At 37.1% G+C, this 21,907-nt stretch carries 30 protein-coding genes and 1 pseudogene; all 31 read right to left on the bottom strand.

The features are described from left to right. Nucleotides 1-35 precede the first annotated feature (35 nt). Nucleotides 36-1,037: pseudogene (locus AC6IWN_RS19050) on the bottom strand (NAD(P)H-dependent glycerol-3-phosphate dehydrogenase); the annotation flags it as partial. Nucleotides 1,038-1,485: 448 nt separating this feature from the next. Further along, a complete protein-coding gene (locus tag AC6IWN_RS19045) occupies nt 1,486-2,901 on the bottom strand; it encodes a sugar transferase (protein ID WP_497989741.1) in 1,416 nt (471 codons plus the stop codon). 17 nt (nt 2,902-2,918) lie between these two features. Further along, on the bottom strand, nt 2,919-3,110 hold the full coding sequence (locus AC6IWN_RS19040) for a hypothetical protein (protein ID WP_497989739.1): 192 nt from the start codon (nt 3,108-3,110) through the stop codon (nt 2,919-2,921). A gap of 376 nt (nt 3,111-3,486) precedes the next feature. Continuing rightward, entirely contained in the window at nt 3,487-4,173 is a 687-nt protein-coding gene (locus tag AC6IWN_RS19035; protein WP_497989737.1) for an MgtC/SapB family protein, read from the bottom strand. A 20-nt stretch (nt 4,174-4,193) separates the two neighbouring features. Next, the gene (gene truA, locus AC6IWN_RS19030; RefSeq protein ID WP_497989735.1) at nt 4,194-4,964 is read right to left on the bottom strand and encodes a tRNA pseudouridine(38-40) synthase TruA; all 771 of its coding nucleotides are present in this window, start codon (nt 4,962-4,964) and stop codon (nt 4,194-4,196) included. 301 nt (nt 4,965-5,265) lie between these two features. After that, nucleotides 5,266-6,093, bottom strand: coding sequence for an energy-coupling factor transporter transmembrane component T family protein (locus AC6IWN_RS19025; RefSeq protein ID WP_497989733.1), 828 nt, complete (start codon nt 6,091-6,093; stop codon nt 5,266-5,268). After that, nucleotides 6,090-6,941 (bottom strand): energy-coupling factor transporter ATPase, encoded by an 852-nt coding sequence (locus AC6IWN_RS19020; protein ID WP_497989732.1) that lies wholly within the window; start codon nt 6,939-6,941, stop codon nt 6,090-6,092. The genes AC6IWN_RS19025 and AC6IWN_RS19020 overlap by 4 nt, the downstream gene beginning before the upstream one ends. 79 nt (nt 6,942-7,020) lie before the next feature. Beyond that, nucleotides 7,021-7,875: an energy-coupling factor transporter ATPase gene (locus tag AC6IWN_RS19015; RefSeq protein WP_497989730.1), complete on the bottom strand. Its 855-nt coding sequence runs from the start codon at nt 7,873-7,875 to the stop codon at nt 7,021-7,023. 506 nt (nt 7,876-8,381) lie between these two features. Next, nucleotides 8,382-9,338: a hypothetical protein gene (locus AC6IWN_RS19010; RefSeq protein WP_497989728.1), complete on the bottom strand. Its 957-nt coding sequence runs from the start codon at nt 9,336-9,338 to the stop codon at nt 8,382-8,384. Nucleotides 9,339-9,888: 550 nt separating this feature from the next. Next, a complete protein-coding gene (locus AC6IWN_RS19005; protein WP_497989726.1) occupies nt 9,889-10,425 on the bottom strand; it encodes a bL17 family ribosomal protein in 537 nt (178 codons plus the stop codon). 23 nt (nt 10,426-10,448) lie between these two features. Then, on the bottom strand, nt 10,449-11,408 hold the full coding sequence (locus tag AC6IWN_RS19000; protein ID WP_497989724.1) for a DNA-directed RNA polymerase subunit alpha: 960 nt from the start codon (nt 11,406-11,408) through the stop codon (nt 10,449-10,451). Nucleotides 11,409-11,488: 80 nt separating this feature from the next. Then, nucleotides 11,489-12,085, bottom strand: coding sequence for a 30S ribosomal protein S4 (gene rpsD / locus AC6IWN_RS18995; RefSeq protein ID WP_497989722.1), 597 nt, complete (start codon nt 12,083-12,085; stop codon nt 11,489-11,491). A 17-nt stretch (nt 12,086-12,102) separates the two neighbouring features. Then, a complete protein-coding gene (gene rpsK, locus AC6IWN_RS18990; RefSeq protein WP_497989720.1) occupies nt 12,103-12,504 on the bottom strand; it encodes a 30S ribosomal protein S11 in 402 nt (133 codons plus the stop codon). A gap of 168 nt (nt 12,505-12,672) precedes the next feature. Beyond that, complete coding sequence (gene rpsM, locus AC6IWN_RS18985) at nt 12,673-13,041, bottom strand: 30S ribosomal protein S13 (RefSeq protein WP_497989718.1); 369 nt, start codon at nt 13,039-13,041, stop codon at nt 12,673-12,675. 351 nt (nt 13,042-13,392) lie between these two features. Then, a complete protein-coding gene (rpmJ, locus tag AC6IWN_RS18980; protein WP_003497809.1) occupies nt 13,393-13,506 on the bottom strand; it encodes a 50S ribosomal protein L36 in 114 nt (37 codons plus the stop codon). Nucleotides 13,507-13,708: 202 nt separating this feature from the next. Further along, nucleotides 13,709-13,927 (bottom strand): translation initiation factor IF-1, encoded by a 219-nt coding sequence (gene infA, locus AC6IWN_RS18975; protein ID WP_497989714.1) that lies wholly within the window; start codon nt 13,925-13,927, stop codon nt 13,709-13,711. Continuing rightward, complete coding sequence (locus AC6IWN_RS18970) at nt 13,927-14,214, bottom strand: hypothetical protein (RefSeq protein ID WP_497989712.1); 288 nt, start codon at nt 14,212-14,214, stop codon at nt 13,927-13,929. Before AC6IWN_RS18970 ends, infA begins: the two co-directional genes overlap by 1 nt. Before the next feature lie 13 nt (nt 14,215-14,227). Further along, a complete protein-coding gene (gene map, locus AC6IWN_RS18965) occupies nt 14,228-14,983 on the bottom strand; it encodes a type I methionyl aminopeptidase (protein WP_497989710.1) in 756 nt (251 codons plus the stop codon). 79 nt (nt 14,984-15,062) lie between these two features. Beyond that, entirely contained in the window at nt 15,063-15,707 is a 645-nt protein-coding gene (locus AC6IWN_RS18960) for an adenylate kinase (protein ID WP_497989708.1), read from the bottom strand. Between the two features lie 328 nt (nt 15,708-16,035). Then, a complete protein-coding gene (secY, locus tag AC6IWN_RS18955) occupies nt 16,036-17,358 on the bottom strand; it encodes a preprotein translocase subunit SecY (RefSeq protein ID WP_497989706.1) in 1,323 nt (440 codons plus the stop codon). Beyond that, entirely contained in the window at nt 17,358-17,798 is a 441-nt protein-coding gene (rplO, locus tag AC6IWN_RS18950; protein ID WP_497989704.1) for a 50S ribosomal protein L15, read from the bottom strand. Before rplO ends, secY begins: the two co-directional genes overlap by 1 nt. Before the next feature lie 26 nt (nt 17,799-17,824). Beyond that, the gene (gene rpmD, locus AC6IWN_RS18945) at nt 17,825-18,007 is read right to left on the bottom strand and encodes a 50S ribosomal protein L30 (RefSeq protein ID WP_497989702.1); all 183 of its coding nucleotides are present in this window, start codon (nt 18,005-18,007) and stop codon (nt 17,825-17,827) included. Between the two features lie 68 nt (nt 18,008-18,075). Beyond that, on the bottom strand, nt 18,076-18,585 hold the full coding sequence (gene rpsE / locus AC6IWN_RS18940; protein ID WP_497989700.1) for a 30S ribosomal protein S5: 510 nt from the start codon (nt 18,583-18,585) through the stop codon (nt 18,076-18,078). 15 nt (nt 18,586-18,600) lie between these two features. After that, nucleotides 18,601-18,969 carry a 50S ribosomal protein L18 gene (gene rplR, locus AC6IWN_RS18935; RefSeq protein ID WP_497989698.1) on the bottom strand — a complete coding sequence of 123 codons (369 nt, stop codon included), beginning with the start codon at nt 18,967-18,969 and terminating at the stop codon, nt 18,601-18,603. A gap of 17 nt (nt 18,970-18,986) precedes the next feature. Next, nucleotides 18,987-19,529: a 50S ribosomal protein L6 gene (gene rplF / locus AC6IWN_RS18930; RefSeq protein ID WP_497989696.1), complete on the bottom strand. Its 543-nt coding sequence runs from the start codon at nt 19,527-19,529 to the stop codon at nt 18,987-18,989. Nucleotides 19,530-19,577: 48 nt separating this feature from the next. After that, complete coding sequence (rpsH, locus tag AC6IWN_RS18925) at nt 19,578-19,979, bottom strand: 30S ribosomal protein S8 (RefSeq protein ID WP_497989694.1); 402 nt, start codon at nt 19,977-19,979, stop codon at nt 19,578-19,580. Nucleotides 19,980-20,004: 25 nt separating this feature from the next. Then, nucleotides 20,005-20,190 carry a type Z 30S ribosomal protein S14 gene (locus AC6IWN_RS18920; protein WP_066712887.1) on the bottom strand — a complete coding sequence of 62 codons (186 nt, stop codon included), beginning with the start codon at nt 20,188-20,190 and terminating at the stop codon, nt 20,005-20,007. Nucleotides 20,191-20,202: 12 nt separating this feature from the next. Further along, on the bottom strand, nt 20,203-20,742 hold the full coding sequence (gene rplE / locus AC6IWN_RS18915; RefSeq protein WP_497989692.1) for a 50S ribosomal protein L5: 540 nt from the start codon (nt 20,740-20,742) through the stop codon (nt 20,203-20,205). Nucleotides 20,743-20,765: 23 nt separating this feature from the next. Next, nucleotides 20,766-21,083 carry a 50S ribosomal protein L24 gene (gene rplX / locus AC6IWN_RS18910; protein ID WP_497989690.1) on the bottom strand — a complete coding sequence of 106 codons (318 nt, stop codon included), beginning with the start codon at nt 21,081-21,083 and terminating at the stop codon, nt 20,766-20,768. A 14-nt stretch (nt 21,084-21,097) separates the two neighbouring features. Next, nucleotides 21,098-21,466 carry a 50S ribosomal protein L14 gene (rplN, locus tag AC6IWN_RS18905; protein WP_497989688.1) on the bottom strand — a complete coding sequence of 123 codons (369 nt, stop codon included), beginning with the start codon at nt 21,464-21,466 and terminating at the stop codon, nt 21,098-21,100. 158 nt (nt 21,467-21,624) lie between these two features. Continuing rightward, nucleotides 21,625-21,879: a 30S ribosomal protein S17 gene (gene rpsQ, locus AC6IWN_RS18900; RefSeq protein ID WP_497989686.1), complete on the bottom strand. Its 255-nt coding sequence runs from the start codon at nt 21,877-21,879 to the stop codon at nt 21,625-21,627. Nucleotides 21,880-21,907 lie beyond the last annotated feature (28 nt).

Genomic DNA, 21,907 nt, shown 5'->3' with positions numbered 1-21,907 from the left:
TTTTCAAAGTTTATATCATGAATTGACTTAATAAGCTCTGTTTTTTTATCTCTACCCATCAATTCGATAACAATATCTGTCGGACTTGCCTCTTCGTTTATAATCTTTTGAACAGAAGTAATGATAGGCATTTCAACTTCATAAAGCTGAGAAAGTTTCATCGCTGCAGGCAATGCATTGATTCCTTCAACTACCATACCCACATTCTTAACAGCTTCCGTCGACTTATACCCTTTTCCTATTAAATAACCAGCTTTATAGTTTCGACTATGAATACTTGTTGAAGTTACAATCAAATCACCCATACCGGCTAAACCATGAAAAGTTTGTTCTACACATCCCATAACAATACCAAGTCTTGATATTTCGGCCATACCTCTGGTAATTAATGCAGCTTTCGCATTATCACCATATCCTAATCCAGCTGATATACCAACTGCAAGTGCAATAATGTTTTTCATAGCACCACACAGCTCGACGCCGGCAACATCCACATTCGTATATACTCTCATACATGTGTTCATAAACACATCCTGTACTAACTCTGCTACATTTGAATCTTCACAAGCTGAAACTATTGTAGCCGGCATATCCATACTTACTTCTTCCGCATGCGTAGGACCGGAGAGAGCTACTAATTTCACATTACTGTGTTTCCCGTCCTTTTGTAGCTCATCCTTAATAACCTCGGTCATCGTAAAGAGTGTATCTGCTTCTATTCCCTTCGCTACATCCACAATCACTTGACCATCCGGTATATAATCTCTGGACGTCAACGCCGTTGATCTAACAAATACGGAAGGTACTGCGAACAAAATAATGTCCTTTTTTGAACAGGCATCCTCAATTTTTTTTGTAAATTTTATCGTATCAGGGATAATCATTTTGGGTAAGTTTGGATGGATACGATTAGTAGTAATATCATCAATTTCTTTTTCTATCGCAGACCAAACTGTTACATCATTCCCATTGTTTGCTAATAATTTCGCTAGAGCGATTCCCCAGGTTCCTGCTCCCAGTACTCCTATTGTTTTCATAGTTAATCCATTCCTATCAAGATTTCTTTTAGTAATAACAAAACGCTCTGACTTTTATATTTATATTTTTACATTATAACTACAAACTTAACATTTAACTCTAGCAGGTGTATGCTATAGTATAAAAAAAGAACTGTGCAGTTCTCATTTGTAATGCTTTTCCACGATAAATGATCACTATAATGCATTACTCTATTTATGAATAAAATACCATAATTTTACGTTACTTCGAAATTATATTATTTCATACGTCAAATGTCAACAGCATTTAACATCACGATAGGCTCTCAAGCCTTATTATTCAAGTATCTCAAACATACTCTGTATCAATTTGAATTTCAACTTCTCTTGGCCCATATTCGCATAAGTAGCTTTAATTAGCTGAAAATCAAACATTTTCAACTAATTAAAGCCGATATATTTTTAGATATATAATTATCAATTTATTCTACTTTGAGCCTCTTCTTAGTAATACTACCCCAACCGTCTTAATCAAGATCCTAATGTCCAGTAATATTGACCAGTTATCGATATATTGTAGATCCATCTTAACAACATCTTCAAAGTCTTCGATATCACTTCTACCACTAACCTGCCACATGCCTGTTAATCCGGGCTTAAAGCTCAGCCTTCTCTTATGCCATCCTTCATACTGCTCAAATTCATCCTGTGTCGGTGGTCTTGTTCCAACTAGGCTCATATCTCCCTTAAGGACATTAATAAATTGTGGGAATTCATCTAAGCTTGTCTTACGTATAAAGTTTCCGATCTTCGTAATTCTCGGATCATTGGTCATCTTAAACATCAGACCACTCATTTCATTCTTCTCCATGAGCTCGGCTTTTCTCTTCTCCGCATCGCGATACATGGAACGGAACTTATATATTTTAAACTTTCTACCGTTCTTACCCACACGCACTTGAGAAAAGAAGATAGGTCCCGGTGACTCAATTAAGATGGCAGGCGCTAAAAACAGTGTAATAATCAGCATAAAGAAGCAGCCAACCAAACCACCTATAATATCCAGAACTCGCTTTATAATTACATAACCTTCATTAAAGTATACTGTAGAGAAGGTTATTACCTGATGTCCCGCATATTCTTCAACAACTTTGTTTTTAATACTCAGATTGTGGAACAGATCCATTTTCAAATGGATAACCACTCCCATATTTTCTAATGTAAGTATTAATTCTTCAATCTCTATATTATAGTCATTCGGCAGGCATATAAAAACTTCATCAACAACATTACGTCTTACGATGTCGATAAGATTATCCTTATCTGCTACTACTTCAACACCATCCATTACTTGTCCAATTTCATTCTTATCTAGAAGTGCAATTGAATTAACATGAATCTGCCATTCATACTCTTTTCTAATCTGTTGAATTACATTTGTTACATTCTGTGATATCGTTACTAACATTACCTTATTACTAGATGAACTCTTCTTATATACAAGCATAAGTATCATCTTCATATAACCTCTTACAACATAGGTTATTAAGAAATTCAAAACTATAAATATTCCCAAGAATAATCGGGAGATATCATTTGATTCTTTCATTACTATTATATAACCAAAGATTATAAAATATAGAATGGTTTGATCTTTCATTAAACTAGCGCATTCCCGATAAAAGCCACGTTTGCATATATTCACATTCAGTGACACGCTACCTATAAATAAGGTTGATAAAATCAGTATAGCTAATACGTTTACATAAAGCTCTCGCATTAAGCCATGGTTATCTATAATTCCTCCTCTAATAAACCCGGATAGATAAAATGCAACCACTACGCTTAATAAATCTAATAATAAAGTTATCGCTTTTGTTGTTTTAATATTTTCACGCCTCATATGGTTCCCCTATCATATCATGCAGTAGCTTTTGCTCTTGGTTTTCTCTTGTGGTGAATATAAAGCCGATTCCTTCTCGTAATACGAACACAGATAAACAAAGCAATTAGCAATATAGCTATTACCGCAATTAGTAAAGGAATATTAAATGTCGCTAAATTTTGCTCTTGATTCAAAAACGTCATAAGAAATGTCATCGTACTGTTCATTCAAAACCTCCACAAGTGATATTATTACCACATTTAACCATTATAGTACTAATTCCTCAAAATTTAAAGATATATTACACATAAATTACACATAAATTGCAAGTAAAATTTATGTTTTGTCGTTATTTGTAAAACCAAACATAAATACGGTAGACTAATTATAATATATTTTTTTAGCTTGTCAATAATTTCTTATAAAAAACGACCTAATACGTATTATAATGCTAGAATTCTTGCATATTTGCATTTATCTAGGTTGATTACTTATTCAAGCCTTTTTAAAGCTTGTCCTATACCTATATTATATCATTATTTAATGCATTTCAACATTATTAATATTACCCTTTGTGTTATTAATCTCCAATTTAACGTAAATCTAGATTTCCTCTGCAAACTCCACTCCTTCTATGGCACAGATGGAGCCGATAATGTCCAGTCTAATTCTTTTATGCTTTAATCGAAGCGTCATGATAACAGCCAGTGCATTGGTGTCATAAGAGGCTCTTACCATCTCAAGAGAATCGATGCTTATATCATTCATCTTAATCTCTTCCAGCACTTTGTTAATTGGCGTCGTTTTTTTTATCTCTATGTATACGTCTAGCATCTTCGATTTTGATAACATAAGATTATCAAAACGATGTAGCACGATGGTAGCAAATACAATAAGTATACAAGATACGAAAGCCGCCTTATAAAAACCAATCCCAATTGCCAGCCCCATACACGCGGTAGCCCAAAGGCCTGCTGCTGTGGTCAAGCCTTTTACCTGATGTCTGCCGGTTACAATAATCGTTCCCGCACCGAGAAAACCGATACCGGATATAACCTGTGCCGCTATTCTTGTCGGATCACTTACATTATATTTTTCAAACACATATTGATTTGTCAATATTGCCAGAGTAGAGCCCATACATACAAGTATATGTGTACGGAGTCCTGCCGGCCGACCAGCGCGACCTCGCTCATATCCTATAACCCCTCCGAGTACCATAGCCATAACCATTCGAACAACTATCGTTGTATCATTAACCGAAGATAAATCACTTGTGAAATGAAACATTAACTTTCCACCCTTCCTGTCTATCTCTCCTTCTTACATTCCATTTCATCTAATTGAGGATACTCTATCTTGATCAGAGTGAGACCCATAGCTGGTGCGGTAGGTCCTGCCAACCCTCTGTCACATCCCTCTAAAATAGATAATATCTTTTGTGGAGGATAGGCACCATAGCCAACTTTAATCAAAGTCCCAACTATGATTCTTACCATATTATAAAGAAATCCACTCCCGGTCACTCGTATCGTTATATTATCCACATTCTTGCTCACATCCAGTTGATAAATTGTTCTTACTGTATCCTGAACCTGTGTTTTTACAGAGCAAAAGCTCTTAAAATCATGCTCACCTACAAGATAGCTTGCCGCCTCCTGCATCTTAGCGATATCTAATTCATAGTATATGTGATTGGAATATAATCGTTCTGTCGGAAGCGCAATTCTTCGATTGAGTATATGATATTCATATGTTTTAAAACTTACTGTCTTTCTCGGATGAAAGTCACACGGAACTTCAACAGAGGTTTGAACACGTATATCCTCTGGAAGCCTCTGATTAAGTGCGAAACATATCTTTGACGCAGAAATAGCACTATCCGTATCAAATACTGCCACATTTCCAAGTGCATGCACTCCGGAATCCGTTCTACTAGCACCAATCACAGCAATCTCTTCTCCAAAAAGCTCTAATAATGCTTTGTTCAGTTTTGCTTCTACAGTAGGTTGATTCGGTTGTAATTGCCATCCTGCATAAGCAGTTCCGTCATATGCTACTGTTAGTTTAATTCGTTTCATATATCAACTCCGATATTTTGTTTTTTAAAGTTTACATATAATCTATTCTTTATATATAAATAACTATGTTGATCCTATATGATGTTGCTATTGTCTATCTACGATAATCATCTTCACAGATTTACCAACACGAGTTATTTATGATATTGATATAGTCCATCTATAATGATCATCTACACATAGATTTACTTACACGAATCATCAATGATGTTCTCTCTTTATATCGATTGCCTATAAATATAACTCTTATGATTAAACTTACACTTTATAATTGTATACATACTGGCTGATATTAATTAGATTAAAACATCACGGGAATTAATCCTCTATTCTCAAGAACCATAATTACTATGATAGCGCCCATATAGCCCAGTAAAATCACATATGCAATATAATCTCTGTTATGATAACGCAGAGGCTTCATCTTCGTACGTCCTTCACCACCGCGGTAACATCTTGCCTCCATTGCCATTGCAAGATCATTTGCTCTGCGGAATGCGGATACAAACAACGGTACAAGCAGTGGAATCATACTTTTTGAACGCTTAATAACACCGCCTGATTCAAAATCAGCCCCTCTTGCCATCTGTGCTTTCATGATTTTATCCGTCTCCTCCAGTAGGATTGGTATAAATCTGAGTGCAATAGACATCATCATTGCAATCTCATGTACCGGCACTTTAATATGTTTTAACGGACCCATAACTTTCTCAAGACCATCTGTTAGCTGATTCGGTGTAGTCGTAAAGGTCATCAACGACGAACCAAGAATCAGTAGAATTAAACGAATACTGAAGAAGATGGCTGTGCTTACACCCTTATCGGTTATATTAATAATACCGATACGATATATCGAATTACCCGGCGTCAAGAACAGATTAAAGACGGACGTGAACAATAAAAGTACCACAACGGCCTTTAACCCTCGTACAATAAAACCAAATGGAACCTTTGATAACAAAATCACTGCACCCAAAAATAATGCCACTAGAATATATCCATAGATGGATTTGAAGAAGAACAATGATATAATATAGGCGAATGTCGCGATCAGTTTCACCCTCGGATCCAATCGATGGATCACGGAATTCGCTGGATAGTACTGTCCGATAGTAATGTCTCTGATCATGATAACCTCCACGCCTTCAAAATCTCTTCTTTGGCTTCTGATACTGTAGTAGCCTCTGTAGAAACTGGATATCCTGCACTCTTCATAGAATTCATAACATAGGTTACTTGAGGTGCTGCCAAATGCATCTTCTCTAATTCTTTATAATGAGAGAAAACCTCTTTCGTCGGATGCTGGAATACCAGCTCTCCATGGTTCATAACAAAGAGACGATCCGCATAATTAGCCACATCTTCCATGCTATGAGTAACTAAAATTATGGTGATTCCACTTTCCTTATGCAATTTATTGATCTGTTCCAGAATGTCATCTCGACCTTTAGGATCCAGACCCGCTGTAGGCTCATCCAGTATTAAGACTTCCGGTCTCATTGCAAGAACACCCGCGATAGCCACTCTACGTTTTTGACCGCCAGACAGTTCAAACGGTGAAGCATCCAACAGATCCTCTCCGATTCCTACCATCTTTAATGCTTCATAAGCACGCATCTCGCACTCTAACTTATCCAAACCTAGATTTGTAGGGCCAAAAAGCACATCCTTATATATTGTGGTTTCAAACAGTTGGTGTTCCGGATATTGAAATACCAACCCTACCTTGCTTCGTAAATCCTTCAATTTGTATTTCTGATCATATATATCCTGACCGTTAAAATATATACTCCCGCTTGTAGCCTTCACCAATCCGTTCATATGCTGAATCAGGGTTGATTTACCGGAACCGGTATGGCCAATCAAACCAATGAATTCTCCTTTATTGATAGAAAAACTAACATCCTTAATTGCATGTCTTGCAAAGGCTGTACCTGGACTATATATATAATTGATTTTATCAAATATTAATTGCAATATTTCACCTGCTTCTTATAATATTGTACAAAGTACGATTTAATAAATACCGTACCAATTCTCATAGAATATCCACTCGTTATCTTCTTGCTTCCTTAATAGCTACCATGAACTCCTCCACGCTTAAGATTCCCTCCGGAAGATTAAGACCGGCCTTTCTAAGCTCATAAGCCAATTCAGTCACCTGTGGTACATCAAGACGGTATTTTTTAATCTCCTCTACACGGGAAAATATCTCCCTTGGAGTTCCCTCCATCACAACGTGTCCCTTCTCCATAACGTATACCCGATCTGCGTGAATTACTTCATCCATATGGTGGGTAATCAAAATCAGAGTAACATTTTCTTTCTTATTAAGATCTCTTACTGTTGAGATTACCTCTTTTCTACCGTTAGGATCTAACATGGCAGTCGGCTCATCCAGTACGATGCATTGCGGCTTCATCGCCATAATACCTGCAATCGCTACCCTCTGCTTCTGTCCTCCGGACAGCTTATTCGGTGAAGCGTCTCGGTACTCCAACATTCCTACCGCTTCCAGGCTCTTCTCTACTCTCTCCCAGATCTCTTCACTCGGTACCCCAAGGTTCTCAGGTCCAAAGCCTACGTCTTCTTCTACGACCGTTGCTATAATCTGATTATCCGGATTTTGAAATACCATTCCGGCAGATTGACGAATATTCCATATATTCTCTTCCTCAGCAGTATTCAAGCCATTCACCCATACACTGCCTGAAGTCGGATAAAGGATTGCGTTGATGTGTTTTGCCAAAGTTGATTTTCCTGAACCGTTGGCACCCAACACAGCGATAAAATCGCCTTTCTTTACATTAAGGGTAACATCATCGATCGCTTTATTAATGGATTCCACATTCCCATCTTCATCGCGTCTGATATATTCAAAAGATAATTTTTCAACCTTCAGCATATCCATGTTAAAAGTCCTCATTTCCATAACATTAGTTTATCAGCATTCTGGTTTACGCTACAATTGTCTTGCATGTAAACATGCTATCATATTAATTAGTATATCTCTTTATTTCTAAATGAATAAGAGTTACAAAAGATTATAACTCATATAGTCATAAAAAAAAATATAATTTTGAAAATATGGCTAAATAATTACTAAAATAGCACAAAATAGCGATAACAGGCTTACTACCAAAGAAAGATTTCATCTATAAAGTGATGGTCAGATCATTCGCAAGCAACAATATTATTAAATTTTCTTCATATATATCTTAGCATATAGCAAAAAATATCGCTCTATACAATCTGACGGAAACTGTATACTGTCGGTACTTGGGTGTACAAGCGATAGCGTGTTTCAGATGATGTATAAAGCAATATTCTTTTATACTATTCATAGAATAGGAACTTCGTTCTAGGTAAATAGGGTATCATGGCAGATAGCAATGTTGGTTGTTAATATCAAACCTTCTATTTTGTAGGAAGGATCTTAAAGGTTTTTGTTATAGTTCCGCTATAGTTACCTATTCCCTTTATTGTTACTTTGGCTGTGCCTGGTTTTATGTTTGAGGAATAAGTAACAGTATAATCTTTATTTAAAACTAATGATTTCTTGCCATATTTTATCTTCACAGAAGGCGTCTTTTTCTTACCGGTATATTGGTATTTGGTATGACTTAAAGAAGCAGATAAAGAAGTGATACTTTTCGTTTGAATTGTATAACTTTTCTGAATACTTCCAGTATAATTATTTAAACCCGTAATAGTAACAACTGCTGTACCGGCATTGGTAACATTACGGTAAGATATTTTATAATCCTTTCCTTCCTTTAGCGTTAATGATCCATCTTTTACGCTAACTTTAGGTTTTTGGGAAGATCCGTTATAGGTGAAGGTGCTTTTACTGAGCTTTACTGTGGTTTTACTAAAATCTTGTGTAAATGATACACGGAGAGTATAGGTGTCAGTCTTTAAATAAGAACCTGTTTCATCCGAGTGGCTATTGACTTTAATATAGTATTTTCCCGCAGGCAGAAGCATCATATTTGTTTTCAGATTATAATTTCCGCCGATAAACCAGGGTTCATTCTGTATCGATTTATAACTAGTACCATCCTGTGTAAATAGTTCAACATCCCAGTAATGTTTATTAACCTCTGATTTAAAATTAGGATGAGAAAATAAAACTGAAACGTAGCCCTTCTTTGTGGTTGTAAAAGTAAACCAATCATTATCTTGCCTATTCGTAATACTCCCGGAATAATTTTCATTTGTGCGAATAATATCCGCTTGCTGGAAGCTACCGTTATTTTCAGTTTCGTGATTCTTATCCTTCTCCTTTGCTGCACTTGCTTTTTGTGTCTGAACATTCAACATAAATACTGTGGTAAAAATTAAAACTACCAAAAATAAAATCCTTCTTTTCAACTCTTTCCCTCCTATATTTTTTAATAATTGCCACATTATCCGCTATATATTTTATGCAATGTTTAGTTCATCATTAATAAAAACCATTCCTACACATATTTCTTCTGAATCAAAGAATATATCATTCATCGTGCGCATTCTTTCTGTAACTTCTATTATATGTATAATTATAACAGAAACTCCCCTACTCTCAAAGAAAATCTTCCACTTATACCTCATTTTTAACGACAACACGGCGGTTAACACTTGAGAATTTAACTCTACCTAGTTTTTTGATATGTATCTCTTTATTTCTTGTTCCAATTCAAGAACAGGAAATGTACTACGGAATATAGGGCAGCTAATCAGATATCGATAAACGATTGTAAAGTTTTTGTCAGAGTTATTGCATACTTATAACGCATGCAGTAACTCATGAAAATTTAGCTTGTTTACGTGCAGGTCACAAGATATGGCTTTTTTTAATCTATTTTACTATTTACCTCACAGTAGAACGTATAGAATAACAACAAAAAAAGACCGCCACACAATGTGTGACGGTCCAATCGGACTATACTAATTCAATTAATACTTCCATAGCTGCGTCGCCCTTACGAGGTCCAATCTTTACGATTCTTGTATAACCACCGTTACGGGTTGCATACTTAGGTGCGATTTCATCGAATAATTTATCGGATACGCTAATTTCCTTAGTGTTTCTCTTCTTACCAGCGTTCTCTGTAGGAACCTCTGTTACGGAGTAAAGCACTTTGTTCATCTGTCTTCTAGCGTGAAGACGAGAAGCCTTATCCTTTTTAATTGATTTTTTAACTTCATCGTAAACAGTAACTTTCTTACCGTCAACAACTTCTTTCACTCTCTTGCCATCTTTATCTTTACGAGCAACTTTTGCAGTAACTTCTACTGTTTCATAGTTGTCTCTTTCTTTAACAGCAAGCGCTATCAGGCCTTCAGCGATACCACGGATCTCTTTTGCCTTAGCTTCGGTTGTAACAATTTTACCATTGTATAATAAATTTGTTACTTGGTTTCTCAACAAAGCCTTTCTCTGGCTTGAGGTTCTTCCAAGTTTTCTATAACCTGCCATTTGTTTCCCTCCTTTGAATCTATTTAGTCATCACTTGCGTTTAAGGATAAACCAAGCTCTTTTAATTTTGCAAGTACTTCTTCTAAAGATTTACGTCCGAGATTTCTTACCTTCATCATGTCTTCCGCAGTTTTGTTGGTAAGCTCTTCAACTGTATTGATACCAGCTCTCTTCAAGCAGTTGTAGGAACGAACGGATAATTCCAATTCGTCTATGTTCATCTCAAGAACCTTTTCTTTCTCATTGTCTTCCTTCTCAACCATGATATCCACGGTCTTTGCATGTTCAGACAAGTCGATAAAGGAATTAAGATGTTCGCTTAATACTTTCGCTGCTAAACTTACTGATTCATCCGGAGCTAAAGTTCCGTTTGTATAAACATCTAATGTAAGTTTATCAAAGTCAGTAATCTGTCCTACTCGAGTATTTTCTACAGAAAGGTTTACACGCTCAACAGGAGTATAGATGGAGTCAACCGGAATAACACCGATTGGCAACTCATCATTTTTATTCTTGTCTGCGCTAATATATCCTCTACCATTTGTAATTGTTAATTCCATGTACAATCTGCTATCCGGACCGCCACATAAGGTTGCAATTACTTGATCAGGATTGAGTATCTCGATATCCGGGTCAGCCTGTATATCCCCTGCTGTCACTACAACTTCGCCTTCTGCCTCAATGTATGCGGTCTTCGGCTCACTCGTATCGCTTGTGTTTTTGATTGCTAAGCTTTTGATATTCATGATAATCTCAGCAACATCTTCCTTTACACCAGGAACAACACTGAATTCATGAACAACACCGTCAATCTTAATTTGACTTACAGCAGAACCAGGTAAGGATGAAAGCATAATTCTTCTAAGTGAATTACCTAAAGTTGTACCATAGCCTCTCTCCAGGGGTTCTACCACAAAGCGTCCAAACTTCTTATCTTCAGAAATTTCTGCAATCTCTATTTTGGGTTTTTCGAAATCAAACACAACAGGACCCTCCTTTTGGGTATTTTGAGTTGCTCTAAAAGCTTAAATACAAAAAGCAAATATATCGCTTTCTCTTCTAATTATTTGGAGTACAACTCGACAATTAACACTTCGTTTACCGGAACATCAATCTGGTCTCTTGTAGGAATTTCTTTTACAACACCTGTAAAAGCTTCATGATTTGACTCAAGCCATGCAGGTACAGTTCTTCCGTCGGTTACCTCAAAGACATCCTTATATCTCTGTGTATTTTTGAATTTTTCTTTAATTTCAATTGTATCTCCAGCCTTTAATGTGTAAGAAGGAATGTTTACACATTTGCCGTTTACTAATACATGCTTATGATCAACGATCTGTCTAGCTTCTTTTCTTGTTCTGCCATATCCAAGACGGAACATAGCATTATCAAGTCTAAGCTCTAACAGTGTCATTAAGTTCTCACCAGCTGTGCCGAGCTTCATCTTCTGAGCTCTAGCGAATAAGTTTCTAAAAGGCTGCTCTAACACACCATAGATAAACTTAGCCTTTTGCTTTTCTCTTAACTGTGTACCATACTCACTCACTTTTTTGCCTGCTCTGGAAAATGCTCTATTTGATTTCTTATCAATTCCTAAATAAGCAGGTTCAAGACCGAGGGATCTACATTTTTTTAAAACTGGACTCATATCTCTTGCCATAGTTTAATAACCTCCTATCAGACTCTTCTGCGTTTTGGCGGACGACATCCGTTATGAGGAACCGGAGTTACATCCTTAATACTTGTTACTTCAATGCCACAAGCTTGAAGCGCACGAATTGCTGCTTCTCTACCCTGGCCAGGTCCTTTAACCATAACCTCAACTGATTTTAAACCATGAACAAGTGCTGCCTTAGCTGCTGTTTCAGCTGCCATCTGTGCAGCATAAGCTGTTGATTTTTTGGAACCTCTGAAGCCTAATCCACCGGCACTTGCCCAAGAAAGTGCATTGCCTTCTGCATCGGTCAGCGTAACAATTGTATTGTTAAAAGATGACTGAATGTGTGCCTGTCCACGATCGACATTTTTCTTCACACGCTTCTTTGTCACTTTTTTAGCTGTTGCTATTTTCTTAGCCATCTAACAAACCCTCCTATTGGATTATTCACAGTAATTGAAATAGATGAATTTCAATTACACTACAAGATTGAATTGGTTTTTTAAAAGCGCAATTCAACTGCGATTTTTTCATATTATTTGATTGTTGCAGTTTACAAGATAATTGATTGATCAACTCACTTGTTCGAATTACTTCTTCTTGTTAGCAACAGTTCTTCTAGGACCTTTTCTTGTTCTAGCGTTAGTCTTTGTTTTTTGACCACGAACAGGAAGACCCTTTCTATGACGGATACCTCTGTAACATCCGATTTCTTGTAATCTCTTAATGTTGAGAGCGATTTCTCTTCGTAAATCACCTTCAACTTGCTGTGTCTCATCAATAACATCCTTAATTCTGCCTACTTCTTCATCTGTTAAATCTCTAACGCGTGTGTCAGGATTAACATTTGCTGCAGCAAGGATACGAACCGCACTTACTCTACCGATACCATAAATATAGGTAAGTCCGATCTCTACACGTTTCTCTCTTGGTAAATCTACACCACTGATACGAGCCATGTGCTAGTTACACCTCCAAAAATATTTTGTTTTGTTCTTGTAATGCCGGGCGTGAATGCATAGCATTACACCAGCCGCTTTAAATTGTGGCCCACAGGACAATCAGCCTGAAGCTAAGACTCTGTGATGACGGCACAGTTCTTAAGATAGAAGTATCACGGTTTAGATAGAACCCGTACTACTATCCACAATATCACAACTTTCCGTCACATAGACGGATGATTGTAACACAGAAAGCAAGTGCTAAGTATTCTGTGTATCTCATTTTCTCGTTTACATTACAAGAAAAGACACAGAACACTAATTATATAAAACAATAACGAGTCTTTGAGGTACCCGAACTATTGTATATTAGCCTTGTCTTTGCTTGTGCTTAGGATTCTCACAGATAACTCTGATGGATCCCTTTCTTTTAATGATTTTGCATTTCTCGCAAATCGGTTTTACTGATGACCTTACTTTCACAGTAATTCACCCCTTTCAAAAAAGTCCGTTTTCTATTATATCATTGAAATAATATAATAGCAAGTAGTATTTTTCATAACATATATTAAAAGAATAAGTTCTCTTTTGTTATGCAATTGTGCGCCCGACAAGCCTTATGCTTGTCCATTTCCAATATAAAATGAAACAAAATTTTGTATTTGCTTCTTTTTTTACTGTTCTACTATTTATCTCTCCAGATAATTCTGCCTTTTGATAAATCATATGGTGAAAGCTCAAGTGTAACCTTGTCACCTGGAACTATCTTAATGAAATTCATACGAAGCTTGCCACTGATATGTGCAAGTACCTTATGACCATTCTCAAGTTCAACCTGAAACATTGCGTTCGGTAATTTCTCTATTACGGTTCCTTCGATTTCAACTACATCGGTTTTAGACATTACATGACCTCCTTATTAGATTTTGAATACTTTAATAACTTGATTGCTCTTTTTATCTCTTCATTTTTAACTGTTTGTTGGATTATCTTATCGATCAAAACCTGATCTGTTTCCACCAATGCAGTGATATGCTTTTGTTTTTTCTTCTTCGGTCTGTTTAGAGTTCTGATTCTGCCATCCACTAAATATGCATATTCATCATCCAGTTGTAATATTACATAATATTCTCCCCTGTCATGACCCGCTGTGGATAAAACATATCCTCCTACTTGAAACTCATTCATCATGCGAAAACCTCTCCTATTTTAAAATAGTTAATAGCTCAGGTTCTCCCTTTGTAATAAGAACGGTATTTTCATAATGAGCGGATAGAGAACCATCAGCAGCAACTACTGTCCAATCGTCATCCTCCCAATATACATCATAACGTCCTTCATTTACCATGGGCTCAATCGCAAAAACCATACCTGCTTCTATCTTCGGACCCCTGCGTTTTTGTCTGAAGTTAGGAATCTGTGGTTCTTCATGAAGATTTCTACCGATTCCGTGTCCTACCAAATCTCTAACAACTGAATATCCATGTGCTTCTACATATGTTTGTATTGCTTCAGAAATCTCATGTAAATGATGACCCTCTTTCGCAAACTTAATACCTTCATAAAAACTCTGCTGGGTTACTTCAATCAGCTTCGCAGCTTCCTTTGAAATCTCACCTACCGGTACCGTCCTGGCTGCATCGGAATGATATCCTTTATGGATCACTCCGCAGTCCAGACTTACGATATCCCCGTTACGCAGAATTCTTTTTTTATTTGGTATTCCATGCACTACTTCACTGTTAACTGATACACAGATGGACGCAGGATATCCGTTATAATTAAGAAAGGAAGGAATACAATCATATCCTTTAATGATTTCAAAGCATTTCTTATCGATATCCAGAGTAGAGATACCGGGCTGAATCATACCCATTACCTCCTCGAGTACACGAGCCAGGATCTGTCCTGATTCTCTCATTAACTCTATTTCTTTCTCCGATTTAATACCTATTGACATGATACATCTTCCTTTTCTATTCACTTAATAAATGATATTAACATAAGAAGGGTTTCATTCCGGCTTAAGCCTAACCTAACTATGCTTCAAGAATTGTTACAATTTGATCAAAGATAACATCCATTATCTGTGTACCATCTACAGATTTTAAAATTCCTTTTGACTGATAATAATCAATTAATGGCTGTGTCTGCTCATGATATACGTTAAGACGTTTCTTCACTGTTTCAGGCTGATCATCATCACGTAATACGAGGTTTGCACCACAATTGTCACAGATGCCTTCCTTCTTAGGAGGAATCGTTACAACATGATAAGTTCCACCACAGTTTACGCATGCTCTTCTGCCTGACATACGGCTTACGATTTCTTCGTCCGGAACATCAACGTCGATTGCATACTGAACCGCATCACCGTTTTTTGCCAATGCTTCATCAAGAGCCTTTGCCTGAGGAATTGTTCTTGGGAAACCATCTAATACATACCCTTTTACACAATCAGGCTGTTTAAAACGATCGATAACCAAATCAACAACTAACTCATCCGGAACTAATAAACCTTGATCCATATACTCTTTTGCTTTCTTACCAAGCTCTGTGCCGCTTTTGATATTTGCGCGAAAAATATCACCTGTAGAAATGTGTGGGATATCATATTTCGCAGCAATTTTCTTTGCTTGAGTGCCTTTTCCGGCACCCGGTGCACCTAACATAATAATTTTCATTACCCTACCTCCTGTTAATCATCAATATATTCATAGTCTGATTAAAATGTTTCTTAATTTCATTGAGAATTCGATATCACATGTCATATTTTAACATATAACAACTAGTTTAATTATCGCCTAACTTATGCTCCTTCATACATGGAATCCCATATCGAAAGAGTTGATACAAACTTTCTCTAACATATAAACATTCCTGTGTTTACAGTCCTCGAGAAACACTATAGCGGATGCTACAAACTAAGGTACTCACATTGTTCGAAAGAATTATTACTTTTGAACATTGCAAGTCCTTAGTTTATAACATCCGTCATATTTACATACTGAATTATTCAGTAAGGAAGCCTTTATAATGGCGTACCAGCAATTGAGATTCAATCTGTTTGATTGTCTCAACGATAACACCAACGATAATGATAAGTGATGTACCGCCAAAGCTGAAGTTTGCACTAAATATACCAGAGAATACAATCGGAATTAAAGCTGCTATTGTTAAGCCAATTGCACCAATAAAAATAATATAGTTTAATACCTTCTGTAAATACTCTGTGGTTGGCTTACCTGGGCGAATACCCGGGATAAAACCACCCTGCTTCTTTATGTTATTCGATACTTCAATTGGATTAAATGTAATTGAGGTATAGAAATATGCAAAGAATACATTAAGTGCGATGTAAACTAACACACCAAGTGTATATTTGAAATCGCCCCAGCTCTTAACATTAAACCAGCTGTTCTGATTCAAAACCATAAGTACTTTCGGCCAGAAATGTTCTCTAGCCGGATTGATTCCCCAAAACTGAGAAATTACAATCGGGAAACTCATTAAAGAGTTTGCAAAGATTACAGGAATAACACCTGATGTATTTACTTTAAGCGGAATATGGGAGGTTTGTCCACCCACTGTTTTTCTTCCTACAACCTTTTTTGCATAGGTTACAGGAATTTTTCGCTGTGCTGCCTGTAGAAGAACTACGAAGACTACACAACCAACTGTAAGAGCCACGATTGCAAGAATTGCAACGATAGCATTAACTACAGAACTACTACCAATTACATATGTCTGGAATAAACCAACAAAGTCAGCAGGTAATCTAGAAATAATGTTAATGGTTAAGATAATGGATATACCATTACCTACGCCTTTAACAGTAATTCTTTCACCAACCCACATTAAGAATGCGGATCCGGCTGTAAATGCTGCGATAACCATCATAACATTTGTAAATGTGAACTCATCTAAGTAACCCATTCTACCAAAACCGATTGCCATTGCAGCAGATTCGATTACAGCTAGTCCTACGGTTAAATAACGAGTAATTTCATTCAGTTTCTTTCTGCCATCTTCGCCTTCTTTTTGCAGTTCCTCCAGTTTGGGTATTGCAATTGTTAAAAGCTGGATAATAATGGATGCTGTGATATAAGGTGTAATACTCAATGCGAAAATAGACATTTTTCTAAAGGAACCACCAGTTAAACTGTTTACGAAGCTGAATGCATCCGTATTAAACCACTTATCCGTTATTTCACTTTTAATAACCGGAGCGGGAAGCAAAGTTCCCACTCGGACTACTAAAAGTGCGAGAAGTGTAAAGATTAATCTGTCTCTAATATCCTTAACTTTAAAAGCATTTCGCAATGTCTTAAACATTATACCACCTCAGCATTTCCACCAAGAGCTTTAATTTTTTCGACAGCGCCTGCACTGAATGCATTAACCTTAACATCAAGCTTCTTAGTAAGTTCTCCGTTTCCAAGGATCTTTACTCCATCTTTCGGGTTTTTAATTGCACCTACTTCGATCAATGAAGCAATAGTTACTACAGCACCGTCTTCAAATCTATTTAATACGTCTACATTAATTGCAATAATTTCTTTAGTGTTTCTATTATGGAAACCACGCTTCGGAATACGTCTGTATAAAGGCATCTGACCGCCTTCAAATCCGATTCTTGGAGCTCCTGAACGAGCTTTCTGACCTTTGTGTCCCTTACCGGCTGTTTTGCCGTTGCCGGAACCATGGCCACGTCCTCTTCTGAAATTATCGTTTTGTTTGGAACCGACAGCCGGTCTCAATTCTGATAAATTCATGTCGTGCACCTCCTTCTATTAGCTAATTATATTTCTTCCACCTTAACTAAGTGTTTAACCTGATCGATCATTCCTCTAACAGCAGCGTTATCTGGCAATTCATTGGTCCAATGAAGTTTCTTTAAGCCTAATGCCTCAACGGTTGCTCTGTGCTTCGGAATGGCGCCGATTGTTGATTTCACTAATGTGACTTTTAATTTATCTGCCATTTCTGACACCTCCATGTTTATACAAGATGAATCATCTTGACAATTCATCTATTAATACGTTTTGGCAATTATCTTAATAACTGCTCTACCGGAATACCACGAAGTTTAGCTACTTCTTCAGGGGTCTTTAACTGGCTTAATCCTTCAATAGTAGCAAGAACTACGTTCTGCTTATTATTGGAACCAAGTGACTTAGTACGAATATTCTTGAAGCCTGCAAGCTCAAGAACGTTACGTGCAGGACCACCTGCGATAACACCGGTACCTTCTGGGGAACGTTTCAGTAATACAGATGCACTACCGAATTTACCGATAAAGTCATGAGGTACGCTACCATTCTCATCAAGAGGAAGGCTGATTAATTTCTTAATCGCATCTTCTTTACCTTTACGGATAGCCTCAGGAATTTCGGATGCCTTACCAAGGCCTGCACCTACGTGTCCGTTCTTATCACCAACGACTACTAAAGCTGTAAATCTAAAATTACGTCCGCCTTTTACAACCTTAGTTACTCGTTTGATTGATACTACTTTATCTACTAATTCTAATTGACTAGCATCAACGATTTGACGTTTCATGTTTTTCCTCCTTGCTTAGAATATCAGACCAGCTTCACGTGCTGCATCTGCTAACGCTTTGATCTTTCCTTGATATATGAAGCCACCTCTGTCATAAACAACAGTATTAATGCCTTTTTCTAACGCTCTTTTTGCAATTACAGATCCCAAATAGGAAGCTGCAGCTACATCATTCGTCTTAGAAAGCTCTGCCTTTAGATCTTTTTCTAAAGTGGAGGCTGATACTAAAGTTTTGCCTACTGTATCATCAATGATCTGTGCGTACATATGATTGTTGCTTCTAAATACAGCTAAACGCGGTCTCTCAGGAGTACCTGTGAAACGATTACGGATTTTTAGATGCTTCTTTACGCGAATTGCGCTTCTTGATTCTTTACTTACCATTTGATTTCACTCCTCCCTTATTTCTTACCGGTCTTACCAACCTTACGTCTAATCACTTCATCAGCATATTTAATACCTTTACCCTTATAAGGTTCAGGTTCTCTTTTTGCTCTGATTTCAGCAGCGTATTGGCCAACCTTTTCTTTATCAATACCTTTTACGATGATCTTGTTCTGACCATCTAATATGGATTCCAAACCTTCCGGATCAACCATGATAACCGGATGGGAGTAACCTAATGTTAATGTTAATTCTTTTCCTGCTTTTGCAGCTCTGTAACCAACACCGTTGATTTCAAGATTTTTAGTATAGCCTTCTGTAACACCAACAACCATATTGTTGATCAGTGTTCTTGTAAGACCGTGTAAAGACTTAAACTTCTTTAAATCGTTAGGTCTTGTAACTACAACCTCAGAACCTTCAAGAGTGATTTGCATCTCTGCAGGTAACACTCTCTCTAAAGTTCCCTTAGGACCTTTTACAGTCACTTTATTATTTTCTGCTATTTCTACAGTTACGCCTGCAGGAATAGCGATAGGCATTCTTCCTATACGTGACATGCCCGCACCTCCATATTTTTATTTGTGTAAGTGGTATTCATCTGGTTACTACCAGATGAATGCTAAAACTTCTCCACCAACGTTTAATTCTCTAGCTTCTTTATCAGTGATAACACCTTTGTTTGTAGAGATGATTGCAGTTCCTAATCCTCCAAGAACCTTTGGCATATTGTCTCTGTTCGCATATACGCGAAGTCCAGGTTTGGAAATTCTCTTAAGGCCTGTTATAATCTTTACATTTTTATCTTTACCATACTTTAATGTGATATGGATTGTCTTAAAATTCTCAACTTCTTCGATCTCGAATTTCTTAATATAACCTTCTTTAAGAAGAATTTCGGCAATAGCAATTTTCATCTTAGAAGCAGGTACATCTACTGTATCGTGTTTAGCAGTATTGGCATTACGAATTCTCGTAAGCATATCTGCAATAGGATCGCTCATTGTCATTTTCAGTTGCCTCCTTTCTTAAATCTTACCAGCTTGCTTTCTTTACGCCTGGTATCTGTCCTTTGTACGCTAACTCACGAAAACAAATTCTGCAGATTCCGTATTTTCTTAAATATGCATGCGGACGGCCACAAATTCTGCAACGGTTGTATTCTCTTGTAGAGAATTTCTGCGTACGTTGTTGCTTTACTTTCATTGACGTTTTAGCCATGGGAACCCTCCTCTACTTTTTAAACGGCATACCGAATTGTGTTAACAGTTCACGAGCTTCTTCATCTGTCTTAGCAGTTGTAACGAAGATAATGTCCATACCTCTAACTTTATCTACCTTATCATACTCAATTTCAGGGAAGATTAATTGCTCTTTAATACCAAGAGAGTAGTTACCTCTACCGTCAAATGCATTCGGATTTACACCTCTAAAGTCACGTACACGAGGTAATGCTAAGTTGATCAAACGATCAGCGAATTCATACATTTTCTCGCCTCTTAATGTTACTTTACATCCAATCGGCATACCCTCTCTGAGTTTGAAGTTAGCGATGGATTTCTTTGCCTTAGTTACAACAGGCTTCTGTCCAGCGATAATTTCCATATCCTTAACAGCTGTCTCTAAAACCTTAGCATTATCCTTAGCTTCACCAACACCCATGTTGATTACTATTTTATCGATCTTCGGCACTTCCATAACGTTCGCATAACCGAACTTCTTTGTCATGCCGGCTACTATTTCATTTTTATAAAACTCTTTTAATCTAGCCAACGCAAATGTTCCTCCTCTCTGAATTAATCAATCACTTCACCAGTAGATTTAGCAATACGAACTTTCTTAACACCCTTCTTGGTCTCAACAGTTGTAAAGCCTACTCTGGTTGGCTTGCCTTTGTGCACTAACATTACGTTTGATGCATCAATTGCAGCTTCCTGATGGATGATGCCACCCTTAGGATTCTTCTGGCTTGCCTTAGTGTGTTTGGATATTGTGTTAACTCCTTCAACAAATACTTTGCCTTCTGCTACGGAGATAACTTTTCCAACTTTGCCTTTATCCTTACCGGTGATAACCTTAACGTTATCATTCTTTTTAATTTTCATCGTTGCCACTAGTCGACACCTCCTTATAATACTTCTGGTGCTAAAGAAACGATTTTCATGAATTGTTTCTCTCTTAATTCTCTCGCAACCGGTCCAAAGATACGAGTGCCCTTCGGATTCTTATCGTCTTTAATAATTACGGCAGCATTCTCATCAAATCTAATATAAGAACCATCTTTACGACGTGCTCCCTTTACGGTACGTACTACAACCGCTTTTACTACGTCACCTTTTTTAACAACACCGCCTGGTGTTGCATCTTTAACCGCAGCAACGATGATATCGCCTATATTAGCATATCTTCTGGTTGATCCGCCAAGTACTCTGATGCAAAGTAATTCTTTAGCACCAGTATTGTCAGCAACCCTGAGTCTGGTTTCAGCTTGTATCATGATAATACTCCTTTCAGAAAAATCTTAAAAACCGTTGGCATTGCCATCGCTTTTTAATCAAGTATTGCAAACAATATGCTCTGCCCATGAATCGTGAGCATATTATACAAAAATTCTCTACTGTCAAAACAGCTTCGAAAGCGCAATTTGTAAAAATACTATTTTGCTTTCTCTACGATCTCTACAAGTCTCCATCTCTTATCCTTAGATAACGGTCTAGTTTCCATAACCTTTACTCTATCTCCGATTGCACAAGCATTGTTCTCATCATGTGCTTTGAGCTTGTAAGTTCTTTTAACGATCTTGCCATATAGAGGATGCTTTACGTTGTCAACAACAGCTACAACGATTGTTTTATCCATCTTATCGCTAACTACTTTACCGATACGAACTTTTCTTAAATTTCTTTCCACAAAAATACTCCTTTCTGTGATCGCCAGT

The sequence above is a fragment of the Variimorphobacter sp. HTMS_6 genome (assembly GCF_059717775.1).
The sequence above is the reverse complement of the archived record's forward strand: the minus strand, read 5'-3'. Positions and strand labels throughout refer to the sequence as shown.